Source organism: Ramlibacter sp. MMS24-I3-19 (genome assembly GCF_050320135.1).
Classification (GTDB): Bacteria; Pseudomonadota; Gammaproteobacteria; order Burkholderiales; family Burkholderiaceae_C; genus Ramlibacter.
Genome location: NZ_CP190017.1, coordinates 848,574 through 872,229 on the forward strand (window position 1 = coordinate 848,574; position 23,656 = coordinate 872,229).

The following is a 23,656-nucleotide window of genomic DNA, read 5'->3' on the forward strand; positions in this document are numbered from 1 at the left end:
TGGCGGGCAGCCATTGTGCCGCCGGGCGCGAAGACGCGCACGAGGACGCCGCGCTATGCCTCGTCCTTCTCGCCCGGCTCGTACAGGGCCTCGCGGCCCATGCGGTCGAGCACCAGTTCAGCCGTCCACGGCAGCATTAGCGAGCCGCAGCGGCTGTCGCGGTAGATGCGCTCCAGCGGCAGGTGCTTCATCATCGACTGCCCGCCGCAGGTGCGAAGGGCCAGCCGCGCGATGTCGTTGGCGCCTTCCATCACCGTGTACTGCGCGGCATAGAGCCGCATGCGCTCGTCCTTCGACGGACTCGGCCGCGCCTCGCGCACCGCGCGCAGGAACAGGCTGCGCAATCCTTCCAGCTGGATGCGCATCTGGGCCACCGCGACCTGCTTGGTCGGGTACATGCGCCGCTTCACCGGCGGCTCGCCCGGCACCTCGCCGCGCAGGTACTGCACCGTGAAGTCATACGCCGCATTGGCCAGGCCCAGGTAGGTGGGCGCGAGGGTGAAGAACATCGCAGGCCAGGTCTGCGCGCCCTTGTGGTACAGGCCGCGCGGCATCAGCTGCTCGGCATCGGGCACGAACACGTTCTCGAACGTGAGGTTGCGGCTCACGGTGCCGCGCATGCCCAGCGGGTCCCACTCGCCACTGATGGCGAAGCCCTCGCTGCCGGCGGGCATGGCCAGGTACAGCGTGTCGCGCGCATCGGGCTTCACGCCCTCCTTGTCCTCGGTGCACAGGAGGCCGTAGTACTGCGCCGCGCCCGACAGCGACGCGAAGATCTTGCGGCCGTTGACGATCCAGCCGCCGTCGACCTTGCGCGCCGTGGTGCCGAACGGAGCGCGCCCTGCCGCGGCGGCGCTGCCCTCGGAGAACGGCTGCGCGTAGATGGCGCCTTCGCGCACGACGCGATCGAAATGCAGACCGCGACGCCGCGCATGCTCCTCGCGTTGCGCCGGCGTCATTGGGGTGCCGTCGGCCAGCACGCCGGTCCACAGCGTCGAGCTCACGTGCATGTTCCACGTGAGCGCCGTCACGCCGCAGAAGCGCGCCACCTCCGCGGCCACCAGCATGTAGGTGGCGTAGTCGGCCCCCGCGCCGCCGTGGTCGCGTGGCACGCAGATCGCCAGCAGGCCGGCCTGACGCAAGTCGTCGAAGTTGGCGAACGGGAAGCTGGCCGTCGCGTCCCACTGCGCGGCCCGCGGCGCGAAGCGGGTGCGACCCAGTTCGTGCGCGAGCGCCAGCAGCGAGCGTTGCTGCGGCGACAGCTCGGTGTCGCCGACCGCGGGCGTGAAGCCGAGTGGCGCGTTCGTGTCCATCGCTCAATGCAGCAGTTGCCGTGGCAATGCCAGGAACCGCAGCACCGCGGCGTCGTAGTCGTCCGGCGCCTCCAGGTTCTGCAGGTGGCCGATGCCGGGCAGCTCGATGTAGGTGCTGCCGATGATGGCCTGCGCCATCTTCTTCATCACCGCCGGTGATGCCACCTTGTCCTGCTCGCCGGCGATCAGCAGCGTGGGCACGTGGATGCGCGCGAGGTCGGCGCGGCGGTCGAACGTGAGCAGCGCCTCCAGCGCGCGGCGGTAGGTCGAGGGATTCACGGTGCCCATGCAGTGCTGCGCGAGCCGCACGCCTTCGGGCAGCGAGCCCGGGCCGATCATCTGCGGCACCAGGATCTCGGCCAGGTCCGCCATCGACTTGCCTTCGTCCAGCGGCGCCGTGCGCTCGCGCAGGAAGGCGCGCTGCCACTCGCCATCGGACTTGCCGAACGCCGGCGACGTGCCGCTCAGGACCAGCCGGCTCACCAGCTCGGGCCGCCGCGCCACCACTTCCTGCGCCACCATGCCGCCCATGCTGTGGCCCAGCAGCACGACCTGGCCGCATTTCAGGCTCTCGATCAGCGCGATGCAGCGCTCCGCCAGTCCCTTGAACGTGTAAGGCTCGATGGGCGCGCTGTGCCCGTATCCGGGCATGTCCCAGGCGACGGCCCGGTACCCGCTGGAGGCGAAGGTCTCGACCTGCGGTGCGAATGCCAGGTGGCCGCCGCCGATGCCATGCAGCATCAGCACCGTGGGACCGGAGCCCAGCGTGGTGAACGTCGGCAGGCCGGTCACGCCACCACTTTCCCGGCGCCGACCACGACCGTGCCGTCGAGGTCCACCGTGCAACCGCGCAGCGGCAGGTCGAAGTGCCCCAGCGTGTGCCGGCCGGCGACCTCGTTGGCGCCGGTGCTGTACAGGAAATTGCCGGCGAACGCGCGCAGCTCGGTGCCGTTGAAATCGCGCTTGTCGTACAGCGCCATGCTGTCCCAGCGTGCCGCCTCGTTGAGGCCATAGCCGACATGGCTCACGGCGTAGGCAGAACGATCGCCCCACGCGGCGATGTAGCTGCGCATCAGGTCCGCGTCGACACCACTGCCATCGATCTGGGTGATGTGATCGGCTTCGATGGCCAACGTGATCGGCTGCTCGATGTAGCGCTTGAACGTGAGGTTGACGTCGCCGGGCGCCAGCACCAGCCGGCCATTGACCGTGCCCGCCGCGGGAAACGCCAGCACCAGGCCACCGGGCCAGTGCGTCATCGTGCCCGGCCGCGTGGTGTAACCCCAGTTGCCGCCGGTGACCGCACCGGCGAGCGAGATCGCCAGGTCCGTGCCCGCTGGAGACGTCACGCGCATGCGCTTGGCCGCCCGCAACCGCTTCACGTGGTCCTTCACGCGTAGCTCCAAGGAGCCATCACCCGAAGGAGCCAAGCGGACCAGCGCTTCGGGGTGTTCGTTGCTCACATAAAGCACGCGTGCACCGCCCTCGAGGATGGCGGGCAGCTCCGGCGCGTGCATCAGGCCCTCGACGGTGCAGTCCACCACCAGCGTGCTGCCAGCCAGTGCCGCGATCGCGGGCGCTATGTTTTGCAGAGCATTGGAGGCTCCAGTGGAGCGGGCGGGCGGCACACCGGGCGTGAACGGCGTGGGCATGCAGAGGGTGAAGACGTGGGCTCCGACACGCGCCGCGGCGAGCTGTGCGAGCTGGACCAGGATGGGACGGCTCTGGGTCTCGGCGAGCACCGCGACGGTATCGCCGGGCTCGACCGCGCAACGCCGCAGCACGCGTTCGAAGGCTTCGAGCCAGGCGGGGTCGGCGGTGTCCTGCAACATGGGGCACGGGCTTTGGACCATACTACATGAAATTTCATGCAACGCTGCCGATGAGCCCACCCCGCCAGGCCCAGCCGCCCTCGTTCTCGCCGAAGGAATTCCGCTCGGCCCTCGGCATGTTCGCCACCGGTGTCACCATCGTCACCGCGGTGACCGCCGACGGCAAGCCCATCGGCCTGACCGCCAGTTCCTTCAACTCGGTCTCGCTCGATCCGCCGCTGGTGCTGTGGAGCCTGGCGCGCGCCGCCGCGTCGCTGCCAGCCTTCAGCACCGGCTCGCACTACGCCATCAACATCCTGTCGGCCGAGCAGAAGACGCTGGCCGAGCGCTTCGCCATCAAGGGCGCCGACCGCTGGGGCGGCGTCGAGTACACGCACGGCACCGGCAACGCGCCGCTGCTGCAGGGCGCGGTGGCCACCTTCGAGTGCTTCAACCGCAGCCGCTACGAGGAAGGCGACCACGTCATCTTCGTCGGCGAGGTCGAGCGCTGCACCTGGCGGCCGGGCGCCGCTCCGTTGCTGTTCCACGGCGGGCGCTTCTACACCGAACTGCCGATCTGACGCCCATGGCTGGCGATCGATTCGTCGACACCTACCTGGGCTACCTGCTCGGGCAGGCCAACCACGCCCTGTACAAGGAGTTCGATGCGCAGGTGCGCGCGCGCGGCCTCAGCTCGATCGAGTGGCGCGTGCTGGCCACGCTGCACGACGGCGATCCGCTCACCGTCAGCCAGCTCGCGCAGGAGGTGCTGTCCAAGCAGCCCACGGTCACCAAGCTCGTGCAGCGCATGGCCGACCAGGGCTGGGTCGCGTTGCACGCCGACGCAGCCGACCAGCGCCGCACGCTGGTGAAGGTCACGCCGGCCGGCCGGCGGCTGGTCAAGCCGCTGGTCGAGGCCGCGCGCGAGCACGAGGCGCGCGTGCTGCGCTCGCTCGGTGCGACCGAGAAGGCGGCGCTGCGCAAGCTGCTGGAGAAGATCGCGCAGCACGCGTGAGACGGCGGCACGTCGGCTGCCGTTAGCATCGGCGGCCGATGACCGACCGCAAACACCATCTCGACACGCTGGCCGTGTCCTTGCTGCTCGCGTGCTGCCTGTTCTGGGGGTTCCAGCAGATCCTGATCAAGTCCACCGTGGGCGAGGTGCCGCCGCTCTGGCAGGCGGCATTGCGGTTCGCCGGTGCCACCGCGCTGCTCGGGCTATGGTGCGCGTTCCGCCGCGTCCCGCTGTTCGCGCGCGACGGCACGCTGCGCGCCGGGCTGCTGGCCGGCGCCCTCTTCGCTGGCGAGTTCACCTGCATCTACCTGGGCCTGCTGAACACCACGGCGTCGCGGCTCACCGTGTTCCTCTACACCTCGCCCTTCGTGGTGGCGTTGCTGTTGCCACGCTTGGTGCCGACGGAGCGCCTGCGTGGCATGCAGTGGGTCGGGCTGGTGATCGCGTTCGCGGCGGTCGCCGTGGCGTTCAGCGAAGGCTTCACGGGCGAGACCACCGCGCGCCAGTTGCGCGGCGACGCGATGGCGCTGGTGGCCGGTGCACTGTGGGGACTGACGACGCTGGTGATCCGCAGCACGCGGCTGGCCACGGCCTCGGCCGAGAAGACGCTTTTCTACCAGGTGGCGGTCACCGCGGTCGTCGCGCCGTTCCTCTCGCTGGTGCTGGGCGAGAGCTGGTCGCTGCACTACTCCGCGCATGCGTGGGGCTCGCTCGCCGCGCAGACCGTCATCGGCGCCTTCATCAGCTACCTGGCCTGGATGTGGCTGCTGCGGCACTACCCGGCGACGCAGATGTCCTCGTTCACCTTCCTCACACCGGTGTTCGCGCTGGTGTTCGGCGTGGTGCTGCTGCACGAGCACCTGACGACGCAGCTGGTGCTGGCGCTGCTGGGCGTCGCGGTCGGCATCGTGCTGGTGAACCGCAGGCCCGCGAGCCGCTGACCGCGCTCAGGCCGCGCGGGCCTGCTCGCGCTCGCGCGCCAGCTGCACGAACCAGTCCAGCGACGCCGGATTCGCCATGGCCTCGCGGTTGACAACCTTCTCCAGAGGCTGGCCGAGCAGCAGCTTCTTCACCGGCAGCTCCTGCTTCTTGCCGGTGAGCGTGCGCGGGATCTCGGCCACCTGGTAGACCTGGTCCGGCACGAACCGCGGACTCACCGCGTGGCGGATCGCGTCGTTGATCCTGGTCTTGAGCGCCTGGTCGAGCGCGAGCCCCGGACGCAGCACGACGAACAGCGGCATCCAGCTCTCGCGCCCCAGGAACTCCAGGTCGACCACCATCGCATCGAGCACCTCGGGCAGCGCCTCCACGGCTGCATACAGCTCGCTGGTGCCCATGCGCAGGCCGTGGCGGTTGATGGTGGCGTCGCTGCGACCGTAGATGATGCAGCCGCCCCGCTTCGTGATCTTCAGCCAGTCGCCGTGGCGCCAGACGCCCGGGTACATGTCGAAGTACGAGGCCATGTAGCGCTGGTTGCCGGGGTCGTTCCAGAAGTACAGCGGCATCGACGGGATCGGCCGCGTGCACACCAGCTCGCCCACCTCGCCAATCACCGGCTCGCCCCGCTCGTTCCACGCCTCCACCGAGCAGCCGAGCAGCCGGCATTGCATCTCGCCGGGGACCAGCGGCAACTCGCGATTTCCGCCGATGAAGGCGCCGGCGAAGTCGGTGCCGCCCGAGATGTTGGACCACCACATGTGCGGCTTGCCGAGCTTGGCGAATTGCGCGTTGATCCAGCGCTGCACGTCGGCGGACAAGGGCGAGCCGGTCGTGCCCAGCGCGCGCACGCTGCGCAACCCCGGCAGCGCCGCGAGATCCACGCCGGCCTTCATGCAGTTGGCGAAGAACGCGGCGCCGGCACCGAAGAACGTGGTGCCGACCTCGGCGCCGAAGCGCCACAGCGTGCTCCAGTCCGGCGCGTCTTTCGGGCCGCCAGGGTTGCCGTCGTACAGGCAGCACGTGGTGCCGGCCAGCAGCCCCGCGACCTGCGCGTTCCACATCACCCAGCCCGTGGAGCTGTACCAGTGGAAGCGCTCGCCGAAGGTGTTGGGGTGGTAGCTGCAACCGATGTCGCTGTGCAGCACCTGGTGCGCCATCATCACCAGCATGATCCCGCCGTGGCCGTGCACGATGGGCTTGGGCAGCCCGGTGGTGCCGCTGGAGTAGACGATCCACAGTGGATGGTCGAAGGGCACCCACAGCGGCTCGAACGCATCGGCCTCGGCATCGTTGCGCATCGCCGCCTCGTCGAACCAGGTGTCCGGCTGGAAGGCCCCGTGTCCGCCTGGCCCGAGCACCTGCAGCCCCAGCACGTGACGCACGGACGGCAACTCGGCACGCAGCTGCGCCACCACCGCGCTGCGGTCGTGGTCCTTGCCGCCGTAGGTGACGCCGTCGCAGGCGATCAGCACCTTGGGCTCGATCTGCTTGAAACGATCGAGCACCGCATTGGTCCCCATGTCAGGCGCGCAGATGCTCCACACGCCACCCAGCGCTGCGACGGCGAGGAACGCGACGATCGCCTCCGGCACGTTGGGCAGGTAGGCGGCGACCCGGTCCCCTGGCTGCAGCCCTTGCGACCGCAGGTGCAGCGCCACGGAAGCCACCTGCCGCTGCAGCTCGGGCCAGCTCAGCTCGCGATGCCGGCCGCGCTCGTTGCGCGCGACCAGCGCCGGCAGCCCGGCCCGGTGGGCAGGGCCCACATGCCGCAGCACCTGCCGCACGTAGTTGACCTGCGTGCCCGGAAACCACACGGCGCCGGGCATGCGGTCGTCAGCCAGCACCTCGCGGTACGGCGCCGGTGACGCGATGCCGAAGCAATCCCAGATGCTGCTCCAGAAGGCGGGCAGGTCCTCGACGGACCAGCGCCAGAGCGCGTCGTAACTGTCGAACGACAGGCCGCGGTGCTCGCGCAGCCAGTCCTGGTAGAGCCGGATCTGCGGGATGCGGGGCGGGGTCGGGGCGTTGTCGATGCGGCGGGACATGGCGGTCGAGATTAGCGCCGGCCTGCACGGATGGCTACGCGGGTCATCCGCAGTGCGGCGCAAGGCGGCCGAGCCACGGCAGGGGCCGGTTGCGTTTTTTCGGACAACCGTGCTAAATTGCCGGCCATGGATGCCAAGACCCAGAAAGCCGAGCTCACGCGCGCCGCCATCCTGGGCGCCGCGATGGAGCTGGCGGGTCGCGAGGGGCTGGAGTCGATCACGCTGCAGGCCGTGGCCGACAGCATCGGCCTGTCCAAGAGCGGCGTGTTCTCGCGCGTCGGCTCGCGCGAGACCCTGCAGAAGGCGGTCATCGACGAATGGGGTCGCAGCTTCCTCGACGACGTGTTCGTACCGGCCATGCAGCAGCCCAAGGGGCTGCCGCGGCTGGATGCCATCGTGCAGCGCTGGATCGCGCGCACCCGCGACGTCGAAACGCGCACCGGCTGCATCTTCTCGGCCGGTGCCTTCGAGCTCGACGATCGCGAGGGACCGCTGCGCGACCACCTGCATGGCGCGGTCGTCCGCTGGCGCGCCGCGCTGCGACGCACCGTGCTGCAGGCCCTCGAGGCCGGCCACCTGCGTGCCGGCACCGATGCCGAGCAGCTGGTCAGCGAGATCTATGCGCTGATCCTCGGCCTGATCCACGACGCGCGCTTCCTGCGCGAGGCTCGCGCGGCGGAGCGGGCCCAAGCCACCTGGCAGCGCCTGTTGTCCACCTACCGCGCCTGATCCGAGCGCCGCCATGCACAGGCATTCCCTCTGTCCGACTTAATTTCGCACAGTCGTGCGAGAAAGGCATCCGCCATGCTGATCGTCCTTGTCCTTGCCGCTGCCTGCGGCGGGTGGCGCGTCCTCCGCGTTGTCCTGGCCTCGCTGCGCCACATGCCGCGCAGCAACGACGACCTGGTGTTCTGGTGAGGAGCTGACCATGACCCGCACTGCCATCGAAGCCACCACCACCTTCTACCAGGCCAGCCCCGGGCTGCGCCTGTCGCGCTGGGCATTGGGCGCGGCGCAGCGCGTCTGGCCGGCCCTCGCCGTGCGCGCGGCGCTGCGGCTGTTCGGCACGCCGTTGCCGCCCCGCTGGCTGCGCCGGCCGACGCGCTGGGATGCGCACTGGCATGCCGAGCGGTGGCCGTTCGAAGACGCGAGCCTCACGTTGCACACACGGGCTGCCCGGTCCGGTGCACCGACGGTGCTGCTGGTGCACGGCTGGGGCGGCCACGCGGGTCAGTTGCTCGCGCTGGCGGAGGCCGTGGCGGCGGAAGGCCTGCGGCCAGTGCTGCTGGACCTGCCGGCGCACGGCGACAACGTGGGCCAGGTGAGCAACCTGCCGCAGTTCTCGCGTGCGATCGACTACGCGGCGGCGCGCCTGCTGCACGAGGGCCACGCGCTGCACGCGATCGTGGCGCATTCGCTGGGTGCCAACGCGGCTGCCCATGCCGCCAGCCGCGGGCTCGCGACCGCGCGCCTGGTGCTGCTGGCACCGCCCGCCTCCGCCCGCGACTACACGCGCTTCTTCGCCCAGGTGTTCGGGCTCTCGGAGGCAACGCGCGCCCGCATGCAGGCGCTGATCGAGGCCCGCGAGGGCGTGCTGATGGCCAACTTCGAACCGCAGGCCGTGGGCGGCCGCATCCACGTGCCCACGCTGGTGGTGCATGACCGCGGCGATCGCATCAATCCGTTCGCCCACGGCGAAGCGTTCGTGCGCGCCATCGCGGGCGCCCGCCTGATCTCCACCGAGGGACTGGGCCATCGCAAGCTGCTGGGCGACAACCGCGTGCTGCGGGAACTCGTGCAGTTCCTGCGCGGGGGCTGACGCCGCCGAGCCGCCTTGTTGCAGTGCCCTGCCCCGCTTAGCATGCAGGCTTCACACAACAAGGAGCGGACATGGGACTGTTTGCCTGGGCCGAGAAGCCCGCGCAGGTGCTGCAGCAGGGAGGCGTGATCGCGCCGGATGAACGACTGCCGTGGCCGCAGACCGCGGCGATGGGCGTGCAGCACGTGATCGCGATGTTCGGTGCCACGGTGCTGGCGCCGATCCTCATGGGGTTCGATCCGAACCTCTGCATTCTCATGAGCGGCATCGGCACGCTCATCTTCTTCCTGGTCACGGGCGGCAAGGTGCCCAGCTACCTGGGCTCCAGCTTCGCGTTCATCGGCGTGGTGATCGCCGCCACCGCGTACGCGGGCAAGGGGCCGAACGCCAACATCGCGGTGGCGCTGGGCGGCATCATCGCGTGCGGCGTGGTCTACGCCATCATCGGCGGCATCGTGCAGGCGGTGGGCACCGGCTGGATCGAGCGGCTGATGCCGCCGGTGGTCACCGGCGCCGTGGTGGCCGTCATCGGCCTGAACCTCGCGAGCGTGCCGGTCAAGAACATGGCCGCCAACAACTTCGAGTCGTGGATGCAGGCCGTCACGTTCGTCTGCGTGGCCCTGGTGGCGGTGTTCACGCGCGGCATGGTGCAGCGGCTGCTGATCCTCATCGGCCTGCTGCTGGCCAGCATCGTCTACGCGGTGCTCACCAACGGCCTGGGCATGGGCAAGCCGATGGACTTCTCCGGCATCGCCAACGCCGCGTGGGTGGGCATGCCGCACTTCGTGGCACCGGTCTTCAGCGGCCCCGCGATGCTGATGATCGCGCCGGTGGCGATCATCCTGGTGGCCGAGAACCTGGGCCACATCAAGGCGGTCACCGCGATGACGGGCCGCAACCTCGACGCCTACATGGGCCGCGCGTTCCTGGGCGACGGCATCGCCACGATCGTGAGCGGCGCGTCGGGCGGCACCGGCGTCACCACCTATGCCGAGAACATCGGCGTGATGGCGGCCACCAAGATCTATTCGACCGCGGTGTTCGTGACGGCTGCGCTGATCGCCATCGTGCTTGGGTTCTCGCCCAAGTTCGGCGCGGTGATCCAGGCCATCCCGCTGCCCGTGATGGGCGGCGTCTCGATCGTGGTGTTCGGCCTGATCGCCGCCGCAGGCGCCCGCATCTGGGTGGACAACCGGGTGGACTTCTCGGACAACCGCAACCTGATCGTTGCGGCCCTCACGCTGGTGCTGGGCACCGGCGACTTCACGCTCAAGTTCGGCGGCTTTGCGCTCGGCGGCATCGGCACCGCGACCTTCGGCGCCATCCTGCTGTACGCGCTGCTCGGTCGCGCCCAACGGCCCGCGGCCAACGCGGCGCCGCGCGCTGCCGCGCACTGAGGCACTGAGTCAGCGCGACGCAACTTCTATCATCGGGCGCATGCGCATCTGGCAGAAGCCCATCTCGGTCGAGCTGCTCACCCAGGCCCACGTGGGCACCGTGGTCGAGCGGCTCGGCATCGAGTTCCTCGAGGTCGGCGACGACTTCATCAAGGCGCGCGTGCCGGTCGATGCACGCACGCGCCAGCCGTATGGCCTGCTGCACGGCGGAGTGTCGGTCGTGCTGGCCGAGACGCTGGGATCCTGCGGCGCCGCCTACAGCAGCCCGCCGGACCATCGCGCCGTCGGCCTCGACATCAACGCGAACCACCTGCGCGGCGCCACGCAGGGGTGGGTGACCGGCATCACGCGGCCGGTGCACATCGGGCGCACCACGCAGGTCTGGCAGATCGACCTGCACGACGAGCAGGGCCGGCCCACGTGTGCATCGCGCATCACGATGGCGATCCTGGCGCCGCGCTGAACCGCTAGCCGTTGCCGTCGGAGCCGGGGCTCGTGCCCTGCGCCAGCCGCTGGCTCTTCCAGTACACGTCGTCGCCGCCGTCCAGGCGGTTGAGCACGCGCGCCAGCACGAACATCAGGTCCGACAGGCGATTGAGGTAGCGCCGCGGCGTGTCGTGCAGCGTCTCGGCCTGACCCAGTGCGACCACGGCGCGCTCGGCCCGTCGCGCGACCGTGCGGCACACATGCGCCTGCGATGCGCCCCGCGTGCCCGCCGGCAGGATGAACTCCTCCAGCTTGGGCAGGCGCGCGTTGTGCTCGGCCAGCGCGGCATCGAGCACCGCCAGTGCCTCGGGCTTGAGCAGTTCGAAGCCGGGAATCGAGAGCTCGCCGCCGAGGTTGAACAGCTGGTGCTGCACCTCGACCAGCAGTGCACGCACGGGGTCGGGCATGGCCTCGCACAGCAGCAGGCCGATGTGCGAGTTCAGCTCGTCCACGTCGCCCATGGCCTGCACGCGCAGGCTGCTCTTGGGCACCCGCGTGTTGTCGCCAAGGCCGGTGGTGCCGTCGTCACCGGTGCGGGTGGCGATCTGGGTGAGGCGCTTGCCCATGCTGTGTCGCTCCTTCGTCAGCGCGACGGGGCCGCGCCCGTCGATTGTCCACCCAGGCCTGGCCGCGATGAGCGTGCGTGGCGTCCTACGCCGGGTACCGTGCTCGCGTGACACCGCGCGCCCGGCCTGGCGCGACCATGAAGGTGCAAGGAGTCCGCCATGCACCGTCCCTACCGCTTCCATCCCGGCCCGCTCACCATCCTCGTGGCCGTCGTGCTGTGCCTGATGGCCAGCTTCGCCTTCGGCCAGGTCCGCCGCATCGCTCCCGGCGCCGCCCCGGCCCGCGTGGCGCCCAGCGCCCTGCCCGCGCCGTCGGGCCTCACCAGCGGCGCTGCACCGGGCCTGGTCAACGGCACGCCGGCAGCGAGCGGCCTCACCAGCGGCAGTTCGCCGGCGCTTCCTCCAGGCTCGCCCGCGGCTTCAGGATTGACCAGCGGCACGACCGGCGGCGTCGGCGCGGGCAGCACGACGCCGGAGACGACGGCCACTGTGACGGGCGGCAGCACGCGCGGCGTCGTGGTGATCCCCGTCGACACCGGCGTTGGCGCGACGACCACGGGCACCGTGACCGGAACCACGGGCACGACCTCGACCACCACCGGCACCACCGCTGGAACGACCGGTGCAGCCGTGGTCTCGGGCTTCGCGGGTGTCACCAATGGCGTGCCCTCGGTGGCGCCGGGCCGGCTGCAGACCATGGGCGGCGGCCCCCTCACCGCGCTGCAGGTGACCCAGCTGTTCTCGCAGGCCGATGCCGATGGCGACGGCCTGCTCACCCGCGCCGAGGCGCTGCGCCTGCCGATGGTCACCATGTCCTTCGACGACATGGACACCAACCGCGACGGCGTCGTGTCGCGCTCGGAGTACGACGACAGCCTGCGCTGAGCTGGCCATGGCGCCATCCTGCCGGGCGTAAACTGCGCCGGCAGGAGACACGCCATGAACGCGCCCACCGCCCTCACGCACCTGGTTCCCGAAACACACCAGCGGCCCGTGCCGCAGGCCCTGCTCGACGCGCTGGTCCGGCGCTTCGGCGCGCAGTGCTCCACCGCGATGGCGGTGCGCGAGCAGCATGGCCGCGACGAGTCGTCGTTCCAGGTGCCACCGCCCGCTGCCGTGGTCTTCGCCGAGAAGACGCAGGACGTGGCCGATGCCGTCGCGCTGGCTGCGCAGTACGAGGTGCCCGTGATCCCGTTCGGCGTCGGCTCCTCGCTCGAGGGCCACCTGCTCGCGGTGCAGGGTGGCATCAGCATCGACCTGGGCCGCATGGACAAGATCCTGTCCGTGAATGCCGAGGACCTCACCGTCACCGTGCAGTCGGGCGTCACGCGCAAGCGCCTGAACGACGAGATCAAGAGCACCGGCCTGTTCTTCCCGATCGACCCGGGCGCCGACGCCACCATCGGCGGCATGAGCGCCACGCGTGCGTCGGGCACGAACGCCGTGCGCTACGGCACCATGCGCGAGAACGTGCTGGGACTGGAAGTGGTCACCGCCAGCGGCGAGGTGATCCGCACCGGCACGCGCGCCAAGAAGTCGTCGGCCGGCTACGACCTCACGCGCCTGATGGTGGGCAGCGAAGGCACGCTGGGCGTGATCACCGAAGTCACGCTGCGGCTGTATCCGATTCCCGAAGCCATCTCGGCGGCGATCTGCTCGTTCCCGAGCATCGAGGCCGCGGTGCGCACCGTCATCCAGGTGATCCAGTTGGGCGTGCCGATCGCCCGCGTGGAACTCATCGACGTCAACAGCGTGCGCATGGTCAACGCCCACAGCAAGCTCGGGCTGCGCGAAGAGCCCATGCTGCTGATGGAGTTCCACGGCTCGCCGGCCGGCGTCAAGGAGCAGGCCGAGACCGTGCAGGAGATCGCCAGCGAGTACGGCGGCAACGCGTTCGAGTGGGCCACGACGCCCGAGGAACGCACGCGCCTGTGGACCGCGCGGCACAACGCGTACTTCGCCGCGATCCAGTCACGTCCGGGCTGCCGCGCGATCTCCACCGACACCTGCGTGCCGATCTCGCGCCTGGCCGACTGCCTGCTCGACTCGGTGGCCGAGGCCGATGCCAGCGGCATCCCCTACTTCCTCGTCGGCCACGTCGGCGACGGCAACTTCCACTTCGGCTACCTGCTCGATCCGAACGACCCGCGCGAGCGCGAAGTGGCCGAGGACCTGAACCACAAGCTGGTGGGGCGCGCCCTGAGCCTTGGCGGCACCTGCACCGGCGAGCACGGCGTGGGCCTGCACAAGATGGACTTCCTGGTCACCGAAGCCGGTGCCGGCGCGGTGGACATGATGCGCACGATCAAGCGCGCGCTGGATCCGAAGAACATCATGAATCCGGGGAAGATCTTCGCGCTCTGAGCGCCGGTCGACCCGAACACGAGAACCGTGTCGTCCCCGCGCAGGCGGGGACCCAAGCTCCCGTCCCGCTTCACGAAGCGCAAGCCTTGGATTCCCGCCTTCGCGGGAATGACAGAGGCCTACTGCTTGTGCGCCAGCGGATACTTCGGCGCCTCCCCCGGCACCGACAACTGCGGCACCACGCCCACCACGTCATCGATCAGGCCCACCGAACGCTCCATCGTCTCGGCCTGTTCCTTTGTCCGCACGCAGCCTTGCAGCACCACGTGCCGCTGCCGCACGGTGATCCACACGCTGCTGTCGGCGAGTCGCTCGTCGCGATTGAGGTACTGCACCACCCGTGGCGCGATCTCCTTGTCGTAGAGATAGGCGTTGGGCAGCCGGCAGCGACCCGAGTAGTAGCAGCTGGTGCCGGACTGCGCCCGGGAGTGCGCCTGCTCGCGCACCTGCTCCGGCGTGTACAGCGGGCCCGCCGGCACCGGGCAGTTGGCGATGGCCGACGTCGCGCGCAGGAACGGGTCGTCGAACGCATTCGTGGCCTGCTGCGCGAACACGGGCGCACACGCGAGCGACGCCGCGAGCAGGACACGCGGACGCATGGCTAGCCGCTGCGCAGGCGCTCGATCAGCCCATTGAGTTCGTCGAGCGAGCCGAACTGGATCGCCAGCTCGCCGAGTTCCTCGACGCGGCCGTGGCGCTTCACGCGCTTCTTCAGCCGCACCTCGACTTCGGCGGTGAGCAGGTCGGAGAGCTCCTCCTCGACGCGCCGCAGGTCGCGCGACTTCTCCTTCTTCGGCTTCGGCGAGGTCAGCGCGAATTCGGCGCCGATCTTCTTGACCAGCGATTCGGCCTCGCGCACCGAGAGCTTCTTCGCGCTGATCTGGTTGGCGGCGGTGATCTGCGCCGCGCGCTCGAGCGCCAGCAGCGCACGTGCATGGCCCATGTCCAGGTCGCCGGCCATCAGCATCGTCTGCACGGGGTCGGCCAGGTTCAGCAGGCGCAGCAGGTTCGACGCCGCGCTGCGTGACCGGCCGACGGCCTGCGCGGCCTGTTCGTGCGTGAGCCCGAAGTCGCGGATCAATCGCTGCAGGCCCTGTGCCTCCTCGAGCGGATTGAGGTCCTCGCGCTGGATGTTCTCGACCAGCGCCATCGCGGCGGCGGCCTCGTTCGGCACGTCGCGCACCAGCACCGGCACGCTGTCCAGGCCTGCCAGCCTGGCGGCCCGGAAGCGGCGCTCGCCCGCGATGATCTCGAACTTGCCGGCGTTGGCGCCCTCGTTGAGCTTGCGCACGAGGATCGGCTGCATGATGCCCTGCGCCTTGATCGACTCGGCCAGCTCGTACAGCGCCCCTTCGTCCATGCGCGTGCGCGGCTGGTACATGCCCGGCACCATGTCGGCCAGCATCAGCGACGCCGGCTGGCCTGCGTTGGCCGCCGGCGCATCCGCAGCTTCGCCATCCTGGCGCGCGGTGGGACCGAGCAGCGCCTCGAGGCCGCGGCCCAGTCCCTTGGGTTTCTTGGTCACCATGTGTGCCCTCGTCTCTCGTGTGTGTCAGTCCTGCAGCAACTCCTGCAGGAGCAGGTGGCCTTCGGGCCAGCTGCCCAGGCCCGATTCGGCGTTGATGTGGCCGCTGTTGCCGTGGTCGACCAGACGGCTGCCCCAGGCGCTTGCGAACAGGCGCGCGCGCTCGAAGCTGCAATGGGGATCGTCATGGCTCGCCACCAGCACCGTGGGGAACGGCAGCGTGTCGAGCGGGACTGGCGACCAGCTGCGCAGGGCACCGCGCACCTCCTCGCGCTCCGTGTCGCCCGGCGCCACCAGCAAGGCGCCCTTCACGCGTCGCGTGTTGCGCGAGACCGAGGCCCACGCGGCGACCAGGACGCAGCCCAGGCTGTGCGCCACCAGCACCGCCTGCTCGTCGCACGCGAGCACCACGTCTTCGAGGCGCGCGATCCAGTCACCACGCAGGGGATGCCTCCAGTCGTGCTGCTCCACGCGCCGGTAGCCATGGTGCTGTTCCCACAGCGTCTGCCAGTGCTGCGGACCGCTGCCTTGCCAGCCCGGCAGGACGAGCACATTGCCTGGTTTCACTGCTCTCTTTTATGTAGCAATCCGCTCAGGCTGACGGGGCGGTCGGCGCTCGTCGCGCGGACCGCGGTCACACCCTTCATCGTGCCGAGGCGCTCGACCATCTCGTTGGCGAACTCCACGAACGACTGGCTGCCGCGTGCCGACGGATCGAAGGCCAGGCCCGGAAGGCCGTAGCTCGGCGCTTCAGCCAAGCGCACGTTGCGAGGAATGACGGTGTTGAACACCTTGTCGCCGAAGTGCGCCTTGAGCTGGTCGCTCACCTGCTGCTGCAGCGTGATGCGCGGGTCGAACATCACGCGCAGCAGGCCGATGATCTCCAGGTCCTTGTTCAGGTTGGCGTGCACCTGCTTGATGGTGTTCACCAAGTCGGACAGGCCCTCCAGCGCGAAGTACTCGCACTGCATCGGCACGATCACGCCGTGGGCGGCGCACAGGCCGTTGAGCGTCAGCAGCGACAGCGCCGGCGGGCAGTCGATCAGGATAAAGTCGTACTCGGCCTGGACCTGGGACAGCGCGGTCTTCAGGCGGGTCTCGCGGTGTTCCAGTTCCACCAGTTCCACTTCCGCGCCGGCGAGGTCGCGGTTGGCGCCGAGGATGTCGTAGCTGCAGCCAGCCTCCACGAGGCGATCGCTGCGCACGCGCGCTTCGGTGATCGAGGCCGCTTCCAGCAGTACGTCGTACACCGACAGCTCGAGCTTGCGCTTGTCGATGCCCGAGCCCATGGTGGCGTTGCCCTGCGGATCCAGGTCCACCATCAGCACGCGCTGGCCGACCTTGGCCAAGCCCGCCGCGAGATTGACGCTGGTGGTCGTCTTGCCGACGCCGCCCTTCTGGTTCGCGATGCAGAAGATCTTGGCCATGTGCGCGCTCACCGGGAGATCGCCAGCTTCACACCGAAGCCGATGAGGAACACGCCGGCCAGCTTTTCGAGCAAGCGGCCGATGTGCGGATTGGCGCGCATCCGCTCGGCCAGGAAATGGGTGAGCAGCACGGCGATGAGTCCGTAGGTGAAGGTCAGCGTGGCGATGGTTGCGGCCATCACGCCGAAGGTGAGCAGTCCCTGGTGCCGGGTCGGGTCGACGAACAGCGGGAAGAAGGCCATGTAGAAGACGATCGCCTTCGGGTTCAGGAGCGTGATCACCGCCGCCTGGCGGAAGTAGTGGCGCGGCTGGATGTTCAGGACCGGCTTGCTGCCGGGCTTGGCGAGCAGCATCTTGGCGCCCAGCCAGGCCAGGTAGGCAGCACCCATCCACTGCACTGCCTGGAAAGCGGCGGGATAGGCAATCAAGAGTGCGGCCACACCAGCGACGGCAGCCCACATGAGCACCTGGTCACCCGCGATGATCCCGAAGGTCGCGGCCAATCCGGCGCGGACGCCGCCCTTCCCTGTCGAGGTGATCAAGGCCAAGTTGCCGGGGCCCGGGATGGCCAGGAAGATGATGATGGCCGCGACGAAGGCGCCGTAATCCGCTACGCCGAACATGGAACTCCCGGGTGAAGCCGTCTTGTGGAGTTCCGAGTGTATGTCAGCGGTCTGGCGCGGCCGGTCGCATCCAGACGATGCAACGCTCGGCATCGAGGCCTGGAACACGCAGCTGTTCCACGTGAAACACGAACACGTCCGCTGGCAGCGCCGCGATTTCGGCTTGGGGATGTCTCCCCTTCATGGCCATCCAGATGCCTGACGGATCAAGCGCCTCGCGCGACCCGGCGACGAAGTCGACCAGCGAGGCAAACGCGCGTGAGCTCACCACGTCGTACGCATCGCGCACCTGCTCCACGCGGCCGTGGACGCCGCGCAGGTTGGGCAGCTGCAGCGTGCCCGCTGCCTGCTGGACGAACGCCGCCTTCTTCGCCACGGCATCCAGGCAATCGACTCTGATCTCCGGACAGCAGATCGCGACAACGACGCCCGGCAGTCCGGCGCCGGACCCTACATCCAGCAACCGGACAGGGCCCGAGCCAGTCTGCCGACGCAGTGGAGCAACCACAGCCAAGCTGTCGAGCAGATGGTGGGTGAGCATCTCCGCCGCATCGCGAACCGCCGTGAGGTTGTAGACCTTGCCCCATTTGCCGAGCAGCGCCTGGTACTGCAGGAGCTGGCCGATCTGCTTGTCGTCGAGGGACAGCCCGAGCTCGTCGATGCCGGCTCGCAGTTGCGGCTCCAGACTCATGCCACCTGCTTGGGTTCGTTGGCCGCCGCCGCGGTGAAGCCCTTCGCCCTGCTCTTCTTCAGGTGGACAAGCAACAGCGAGATTGCCGCCGGCGTCACACCGGAGATGCGGGACGCCATGCCCAGCGTTTCGGGCCGGTGCTTGTCGAGCTTTTGCCGCACTTCGATCGAGAGCGCCTTCACGCCCATGTAATCCAGGTCGGCGGGCAGCTTCAGGTTCTCGTAGTGCGCGGCCCGTTCGACTTCGTCCTTCTGCCGGTCGATATAACCGGCGTACTTGGCGCCAATCTCCAGTTGCTCGACGACAGGTTCGAACAGCGCGCCGAGCGTTTCACGTGAAACATCGCTCGACGCGTAGCGGCCCAGGTCCAGGCTCATGAGCGCTGCATAGCTCACGGCCGGGCGTCGCAAGAGGTCGGCCAGATTGTGTTCATGCTCGATCGCCTTTCCGAGCACCCGCTCCGATTCCGCCGCAGGCAGCGAGCGCGGATTCACCCACACCGACTTCAGGCGCTGCGTTTCACGTGAAACAGCATCGCGCTTCCGGTTGAAGGCGTCCCAGCGATCATCCGGGACCAGTCCCATCCTCCGGCCCGCTTCGGTCAGGCGCATGTCCGCGTTGTCCTCGCGGAGCTGCAATCGGAACTCAGCCCGGCTGGTGAACATCCGATACGGCTCGGTCACGCCCTTGGTGATCAGGTCATCGACCAGCACGCCGAGATAGGCCTCATCGCGCGCGGGCAGCCACGCAGCCTCGCCCCGGCATTGAAGCGCCGCGTTCACGCCGGCAAAAATGCCTTGGGCCGCTGCCTCCTCGTAGCCGGTCGTGCCATTGATCTGGCCGGCGAAGAACAGTCCGCCGATCTGGCGCGTCTCGAAACTGCTCCTGAGCGAGCGCGGGTCGAAGTAGTCGTACTCGATCGCATAGCCGGGCCGCAGGATGTGGGCGTTTTCCAGGCCGGGCAGTGTGCGCACCAGGGCGTACTGCACGTCGAACGGCAGGCTGGTCGAGATCCCGTTCGGGTAGATCTCGTTGGTGGTCAGGCCCTCGGGCTCCAGGAACACCTGGTGGCTGTCCTTGTCCGCGAACCGGTTGATCTTGTCCTCGACGCTCGGGCAGTAGCGCGGCCCGACGCCTTCGATCTTGCCGGTGAACATCGGGCTGCGGTCGAAGCCCGACCGGATGATCTCGTGCGTGCGCTCGTTCGTGTGCGTGATCCAGCACGGCACCTGGCGCGGATGCATCGCCGCATTGCCCATGAAGCTGAACACCGGCACCGGGTCCAGGTCACCCGGCTGCTCCTCGGTCTTGGAGAAGTCGATCGTGCGACCGTCGATGCGCGGCGGCGTGCCGGTCTTGAGGCGGCCCTGCGGCAACTGAAGTTCCTTCAGCCGCGCCGACAACGTCGCCGCTGGCGGGTCACCTGCCCGGCCCGCCGCGTAGTTGTTCAGGCCAACGTGGATCTTGCCGTCCAGGAAGGTTCCGGCCGTGAGCACGACCGTGTTCGAGCGGAACCTGATTCCGACTTGCGTGACCGCACCGACGACCCGATCGCCCTCGACCATCAGGTCATCGACCGCCTGCTGGAACAGCGTGAGGTTGGGCTGGTTCTCCAGCATCCGGCGGATCGCCGCCTTGTAGAGAATGCGATCCGCCTGCGCGCGAGTGGCGCGAACCGCCGGGCCCTTGGACCCGTTGAGGATCCGGAACTGGATTCCCGCTTCGTCGGTGGCGATCGCCATCGCACCACCAAGCGCGTCGACTTCCTTGACAAGGTGGCCCTTGCCGATGCCCCCGATCGAAGGGTTGCAGCTCATCTGCCCCAGCGTCTCGATGTTGTGGGTGAGCAGCAGCGTCTTGCAGCCCATGCGGGCAGCCGCGAGCGCGGCTTCCGTGCCGGCATGGCCGCCGCCGACGACGATCACGTCGAAAGTTTCGGGATAGAGCATGGGAGGCAGCGCCTTTGGCCGGGCGCAGGCGGTCACGAGACCAGAGGGCAAGGATTGTACGGTCGAGGCCTTCAAGACCCAGGACGCAGGGACATGCGCCAGCGAGCGCTCACTGGCGCGCCGCGTCGAGTGTGCCGCGACCTACTGACGCATGGCTTCGTCGTCTTCGCGGGACGCTGGGTGAACACCTCGGCGGGTAGGACAACCCTGTGGAGTGTTCCGGCACAACCGATGGGTTGTCCACAGCAGAGCTCGCGGATCGGAGTTGTTCATTCTGGCGAGACACCCCGGAAGCGCCCTCCCCCACAGCATGGGAGGTGCCGTAAGTGCTTGGTGCACCAAGGAGAAATGGCGCTTGTCCACACAAATGGCCGAGCTCTACTAGCTACTACTAATTTAAAAGATAGAAATACTAAGAAAGAGAAGCGGGGCCCGATTTGCGCCAGCAATCCCCCGGGCTGCCGCTCCCGACCACCGGATGGGGTGCCCGGCGCGTTCTTCGAAGGCGTAGGCGCAGCGATCCTGGAGCCACGCCGGCCCTGTTCTTCCCTGGCCGAGTTCGCTTCCCGATGCGCCCGACTGGGCGGAGTACGCTGGAAGTACGCACGAGGTCGGCCTGCACCTCCGCCAATGGGCGGAGGTGCTTTCCTTCTGCTGCGCCTGGACAACAAGGCCACTTAGCGCCAACTTCCGTCGTCGCTAAGCTCATCGGTTCCCACAAAGGAGGAGTGATGAGGACATCGAACAAGAACGTTCGCTTCGGGAACTGGGGCCGTGCGCTGCGCGCCGGCCTGCTGTGCGTGCCGGCGCTCGCGCTGGTCGCGTGCGGCGGCGGTGGTGGTGGCGGCAGTGCCGGCACGCCTGTCGCGACCCCGACGACCACCACCAGTGGCGGATCCGGCAGCACGGCGGTGGGTGCCGTCGTGATCACCTCGAGCAATGCGCAGGCCGTCGCGGCCGAAGCGCTGGCCGCATCGACGAACACCGATGCCACCGCCGGCAGCGCATTCGTGACGGGTGTGCAGGTCAGCGGTGGCTCCGGGCCCAGGCCCATGCTGCTGACCAAGGCAGCCCGGTCCCTGGTGACGAAACCTTCCGTCGGCCCGCTCGCCACCGGCGTGGCGACCACCCAGGCCTGCACGGCGGGCGGCTCGATCACGGAAGACATGACCGTGTCGGGCACCAACGGCCTCACCGCGGGCGATGCGTTCACGTTCACCGCGAACAACTGCACCGAGAGCATCGACAGCACCACCACCGTGGTGATGAACGGCACGATGTCGATCACCATCGTGAGCGGCACGTACGACCCCGCCGCGACGACCTATCCGAAGAGCATCACGATGCGCATCGTCAGCACCAACTTCTCGATGAAGACCGGCAGCGAGACCGAGACGTTCAACGGCGACCTGACGATGTCGCTCACCGAGGAGAGCGCCACGTCGTCCAGCGTCACCGTGTCGTCGAGCTCGCTCTCCAGCACCGTCGGCTCGCACAGCGTGACGCTGACGAACTACTCGGTGAAGGAAACCGAATCGCCCACCGGATCGACGCTGGCCGTGTCGGGCACCGTCCAGACCAGCAACGGCCGCTTCGCTTCGAGCGAAGTGACCTACACGATCACCACCCCCACGCCGCTGGCGGTGTCGTCCACGGGCTCGGTCACCGCGGGCGCGATCCAGGTCACCGGCTCGGGATCCGCGCTGCTGCTGACGGTCACGTCCACCGACACCTTCTCGCTGCAGGTGGACACGAATGGCGACGGCACCTACGACTCGACCAGCACGGTGACGCGCGCCCAGCTGGATTCCCAGCTCTGACGGTCGAGCGCATCCGCTGAGCCCCGGCGCAGGCCGGGACCACGGGTCGCCGGCGCGCAAGTGCCGGCGGCCTCGCCATTTGTGTGCGGGACGCAGGACGCGCGCGGCTGTCCTCCCTGTGACGCGACAGACGCCGGCGTTCGGTCTAGAGTCACCGGCGCGCCATCGACGGCGCCGAAGGAGACAAGCATGCACATCGCGTCCGTGCGCGAACTCGTCAGCGCCGAGGAATGGGCGCTCCGGGTGGACCTCGCCGCTGCCTACCGGCTGGTGGCCGCCTATGGCTGGAGCGACCTGGTCTTCACCCACATCAGCGCCCGCGTGCCCGGTCCGGAGCACCATTTCCTGATCAATCCATACGGACTGCTGTTCGACGAGATCACGGCCTCGTCGCTGGTGAAGGTCGATGCCCGGTGCAACAAGGTCATCGACTCGCCGTTCCCCGTCAATCCGGCCGGGTTCACGATCCACAGCTGCATCCACGCGGCACGTGAGGACGTGCAGTGCGTGCTGCACACCCACACGCGTGCCGGCGTGGCGGTCAGTGCGCAGAAATGCGGCGTGCTTCCCATCAGCCAGCAGAGCACCTTCGTGCTGGCCTCGCTCGCCACCCACGAGTACGAGGGCGTGGCCCTGCGCGACGACGAGAAGCCGCGCCTGGTTGCCGACCTTGGCACCAAGACCTACTTCCTGCTGCGCAACCACGGCCTCCTCACCGTGGGCAAGAGCGTGGCCGATGCCTGGCTGTCGATGTACACGTTCGAGAACGCCTGCAGGATCCAGATCGACGCGCAGGCCGGCGGCGAGCTGGTGCATGTCGACCCGGCCATCATGCAAGGCATGGGGCAGGTGATGAAGGTCGCCACGGCCGGGCAAGGTCCGGGCATCGCGTGGCCGGCGCTCTTGCGCAAGCTGGATCGCGAGGATGCGTCGTACAAGACCTAGGCGGCGAGCATCGGCGCGCCCTGTACCGCCACCGGCTCGCGCGGGTCGTGCTCCAGCACGCTCACCAGCTTGTCGGTCATCTCCACCGCGCCGAACACGGTGCTGAAGGCCACGTCCTTGGCATCGCGGCCGGTGCCGATGCGCACGAGCCGATCCACGGGGGCCATGCCGGTGGCGTCGAACAGCACCCAGCGCCCACCCAGCCACGCCTCGAAGATGGCGTGGAAGTCCTGCGGCGGCTCGTCGAACCACACGTAGCCGGCGACGAGCCGCGCCGGGATGTTCAGCGCCCGGCAGAACGTGATGCACAGGTGCGCGAAATCGCGGCACACGCCGGCGCGCTGCGCCAGCACGTCCTGCGCGGTGCTGGTCGCGTTCGTGCTGCCGGGCCGGTAGGCGATGTGGCGGTGGACCCAGTCGACGATTCCGCGCACGCGTGCCGCGCCTGGCGGCAGCTGCCCGAACTGCTCGCGTGCGAACGCGCACAGCAGGTCCGATTCGCAGAAGCGCGTGGGCAGCAGGTCGCCGATCAGCGCATCGGGCACCTCGTTGACCGGCAGCTCCTGCAGGTCGTCCGCTGGGCGCTCCCAGTGCACTTCGACGTCGGCCTTGTAGTGCACTTCCAGCGGCCCGGGCGGCACGTCGAAGCGCAGGAAGCGATTGCCGCTGGCAGGCTCGACGTGGGTGTGAAGCGCCACCTCCGGCGTGATCGTCAGCTGCTCGCTCACGATCGTCTGCGTGGGCCAGTGGGCCACCTCGATGTTGAAGCGGCAGTGCGATGGCTCGCGCACGCGGTACGTGAGGCGGGTCTCGACGGTGGACAGGTGCATGGCGGCAGACGTCGCGCCGCGGAAGTACGGCTCGAGCATGCTAGGCCGCGCCGCCCGTGTTCGTCATCGGCAGGGCGCCCGCCGCGCTGTA

The 23,656-nt window shown here is 68.9% G+C and carries 24 protein-coding genes; 11 read left to right on the forward strand and 13 right to left on the reverse strand.

Features of this window, described 5'->3' with window-relative positions; all coding sequences use genetic code 11:
* Positions 1-53 precede the first annotated feature (53 nt).
* The 3 genes from ACPWT1_RS04120 to ACPWT1_RS04130 are packed head-to-tail and all read right to left on the reverse strand — an operon-like array spanning position 54 to position 3,145.
* On the reverse strand, positions 54-1,313 hold the full coding sequence (locus tag ACPWT1_RS04120; RefSeq protein ID WP_427914144.1) for an acyl-CoA dehydrogenase family protein: 1,260 nt from the start codon (positions 1,311-1,313) through the stop codon (positions 54-56).
* Between the two features lie 3 nt (positions 1,314-1,316).
* Positions 1,317-2,105, reverse strand: coding sequence for an alpha/beta fold hydrolase (locus ACPWT1_RS04125; RefSeq protein ID WP_427914145.1), 789 nt, complete (start codon positions 2,103-2,105; stop codon positions 1,317-1,319).
* A complete protein-coding gene (locus ACPWT1_RS04130; protein ID WP_427914146.1) occupies positions 2,102-3,145 on the reverse strand; it encodes a peptidase M29 in 1,044 nt (347 codons plus the stop codon). Before ACPWT1_RS04130 ends, ACPWT1_RS04125 begins: the two co-directional genes overlap by 4 nt.
* Positions 3,146-3,195: 50 nt before the next feature.
* Here ACPWT1_RS04130 and ACPWT1_RS04135 point away from each other — a divergent pair, with 50 nt between their 5' ends.
* The 3 genes from ACPWT1_RS04135 to ACPWT1_RS04145 are packed head-to-tail and all read left to right on the forward strand — an operon-like array spanning position 3,196 to position 5,080.
* Positions 3,196-3,705 carry a flavin reductase family protein gene (locus ACPWT1_RS04135; protein ID WP_427914147.1) on the forward strand — a complete coding sequence of 170 codons (510 nt, stop codon included), beginning with the start codon at positions 3,196-3,198 and terminating at the stop codon, positions 3,703-3,705.
* A gap of 5 nt (positions 3,706-3,710) precedes the next feature.
* Positions 3,711-4,139, forward strand: coding sequence for a MarR family winged helix-turn-helix transcriptional regulator (locus ACPWT1_RS04140; protein WP_427914148.1), 429 nt, complete (start codon positions 3,711-3,713; stop codon positions 4,137-4,139).
* A gap of 38 nt (positions 4,140-4,177) precedes the next feature.
* Positions 4,178-5,080, forward strand: a complete 903-nt coding sequence (locus ACPWT1_RS04145) for a DMT family transporter (RefSeq protein WP_427914149.1) — start codon at positions 4,178-4,180, stop codon at positions 5,078-5,080.
* Positions 5,081-5,086: 6 nt separating this feature from the next.
* Here the strand turns inward: ACPWT1_RS04145 and ACPWT1_RS04150 are convergent, their stop codons facing one another.
* Positions 5,087-7,123 carry an acetoacetate--CoA ligase gene (locus ACPWT1_RS04150; protein ID WP_427914150.1) on the reverse strand — a complete coding sequence of 679 codons (2,037 nt, stop codon included), beginning with the start codon at positions 7,121-7,123 and terminating at the stop codon, positions 5,087-5,089.
* Positions 7,124-7,249: 126 nt separating this feature from the next.
* Here ACPWT1_RS04150 and ACPWT1_RS04155 point away from each other — a divergent pair, with 126 nt between their 5' ends.
* From ACPWT1_RS04155 to ACPWT1_RS04170, 4 genes are all read left to right on the forward strand, one after another.
* A complete protein-coding gene (locus ACPWT1_RS04155) occupies positions 7,250-7,852 on the forward strand; it encodes a TetR/AcrR family transcriptional regulator (protein WP_427914151.1) in 603 nt (200 codons plus the stop codon).
* A gap of 199 nt (positions 7,853-8,051) precedes the next feature.
* Positions 8,052-8,942 (forward strand): alpha/beta fold hydrolase, encoded by an 891-nt coding sequence (locus ACPWT1_RS04160; protein ID WP_427914152.1) that lies wholly within the window; start codon positions 8,052-8,054, stop codon positions 8,940-8,942.
* Positions 8,943-9,013: 71 nt separating this feature from the next.
* Entirely contained in the window at positions 9,014-10,339 is a 1,326-nt protein-coding gene (locus ACPWT1_RS04165) for a solute carrier family 23 protein (RefSeq protein ID WP_427914153.1), read from the forward strand.
* Between the two features lie 40 nt (positions 10,340-10,379).
* Positions 10,380-10,802: a hotdog fold thioesterase gene (locus ACPWT1_RS04170; RefSeq protein ID WP_427914154.1), complete on the forward strand. Its 423-nt coding sequence runs from the start codon at positions 10,380-10,382 to the stop codon at positions 10,800-10,802.
* A gap of 4 nt (positions 10,803-10,806) precedes the next feature.
* Here the strand turns inward: ACPWT1_RS04170 and ACPWT1_RS04175 are convergent, their stop codons facing one another.
* Complete coding sequence (locus tag ACPWT1_RS04175) at positions 10,807-11,391, reverse strand: cob(I)yrinic acid a,c-diamide adenosyltransferase (RefSeq protein WP_427914155.1); 585 nt, start codon at positions 11,389-11,391, stop codon at positions 10,807-10,809.
* Between the two features lie 159 nt (positions 11,392-11,550).
* Between ACPWT1_RS04175 and ACPWT1_RS04180 the strand changes: the two genes are divergently transcribed.
* Positions 11,551-12,276 carry a hypothetical protein gene (locus tag ACPWT1_RS04180; RefSeq protein WP_427914156.1) on the forward strand — a complete coding sequence of 242 codons (726 nt, stop codon included), beginning with the start codon at positions 11,551-11,553 and terminating at the stop codon, positions 12,274-12,276.
* Between the two features lie 54 nt (positions 12,277-12,330).
* Positions 12,331-13,755, forward strand: a complete 1,425-nt coding sequence (locus ACPWT1_RS04185) for an FAD-binding oxidoreductase (protein ID WP_427914157.1) — start codon at positions 12,331-12,333, stop codon at positions 13,753-13,755.
* Positions 13,756-13,874: 119 nt separating this feature from the next.
* Here the strand turns inward: ACPWT1_RS04185 and ACPWT1_RS04190 are convergent, their stop codons facing one another.
* The 7 genes from ACPWT1_RS04190 to mnmG are packed head-to-tail and all read right to left on the reverse strand — an operon-like array spanning position 13,875 to position 19,970.
* On the reverse strand, positions 13,875-14,354 hold the full coding sequence (locus tag ACPWT1_RS04190) for a BON domain-containing protein (protein WP_427914158.1): 480 nt from the start codon (positions 14,352-14,354) through the stop codon (positions 13,875-13,877).
* Positions 14,355-14,356: 2 nt separating this feature from the next.
* Complete coding sequence (locus ACPWT1_RS04195) at positions 14,357-15,283, reverse strand: ParB/RepB/Spo0J family partition protein (protein ID WP_427914159.1); 927 nt, start codon at positions 15,281-15,283, stop codon at positions 14,357-14,359.
* A gap of 24 nt (positions 15,284-15,307) precedes the next feature.
* Positions 15,308-15,847: an RBBP9/YdeN family alpha/beta hydrolase gene (locus ACPWT1_RS04200; protein WP_427914160.1), complete on the reverse strand. Its 540-nt coding sequence runs from the start codon at positions 15,845-15,847 to the stop codon at positions 15,308-15,310.
* The gene (locus tag ACPWT1_RS04205; protein WP_427914161.1) at positions 15,844-16,707 is read right to left on the reverse strand and encodes a ParA family protein; all 864 of its coding nucleotides are present in this window, start codon (positions 16,705-16,707) and stop codon (positions 15,844-15,846) included. Before ACPWT1_RS04205 ends, ACPWT1_RS04200 begins: the two co-directional genes overlap by 4 nt.
* A gap of 8 nt (positions 16,708-16,715) precedes the next feature.
* Entirely contained in the window at positions 16,716-17,330 is a 615-nt protein-coding gene (locus ACPWT1_RS04210) for a LysE family transporter (RefSeq protein ID WP_427915505.1), read from the reverse strand.
* 43 nt (positions 17,331-17,373) lie between these two features.
* Positions 17,374-18,021: a 16S rRNA (guanine(527)-N(7))-methyltransferase RsmG gene (gene rsmG, locus ACPWT1_RS04215; RefSeq protein ID WP_427914162.1), complete on the reverse strand. Its 648-nt coding sequence runs from the start codon at positions 18,019-18,021 to the stop codon at positions 17,374-17,376.
* Entirely contained in the window at positions 18,018-19,970 is a 1,953-nt protein-coding gene (mnmG, locus tag ACPWT1_RS04220; protein WP_427914163.1) for a tRNA uridine-5-carboxymethylaminomethyl(34) synthesis enzyme MnmG, read from the reverse strand. The genes rsmG and mnmG overlap by 4 nt, the downstream gene beginning before the upstream one ends.
* 731 nt (positions 19,971-20,701) lie before the next feature.
* On the opposite strand from mnmG, the gene ACPWT1_RS04225 reads away from it, so the two are divergent.
* Both ACPWT1_RS04225 and ACPWT1_RS04230 read left to right on the forward strand, forming a co-directional pair.
* The gene (locus ACPWT1_RS04225; RefSeq protein WP_427914164.1) at positions 20,702-21,790 is read left to right on the forward strand and encodes a hypothetical protein; all 1,089 of its coding nucleotides are present in this window, start codon (positions 20,702-20,704) and stop codon (positions 21,788-21,790) included.
* Between the two features lie 189 nt (positions 21,791-21,979).
* Complete coding sequence (locus ACPWT1_RS04230) at positions 21,980-22,735, forward strand: class II aldolase/adducin family protein (protein WP_427914165.1); 756 nt, start codon at positions 21,980-21,982, stop codon at positions 22,733-22,735.
* Here ACPWT1_RS04230 and ACPWT1_RS04235 read toward each other — a convergent pair.
* On the reverse strand, positions 22,732-23,604 hold the full coding sequence (locus tag ACPWT1_RS04235; RefSeq protein ID WP_427914166.1) for a transglutaminase-like domain-containing protein: 873 nt from the start codon (positions 23,602-23,604) through the stop codon (positions 22,732-22,734). The genes ACPWT1_RS04230 and ACPWT1_RS04235 overlap by 4 nt on opposite strands.
* Between the last annotated feature and the right edge of the window lie 52 nt (positions 23,605-23,656).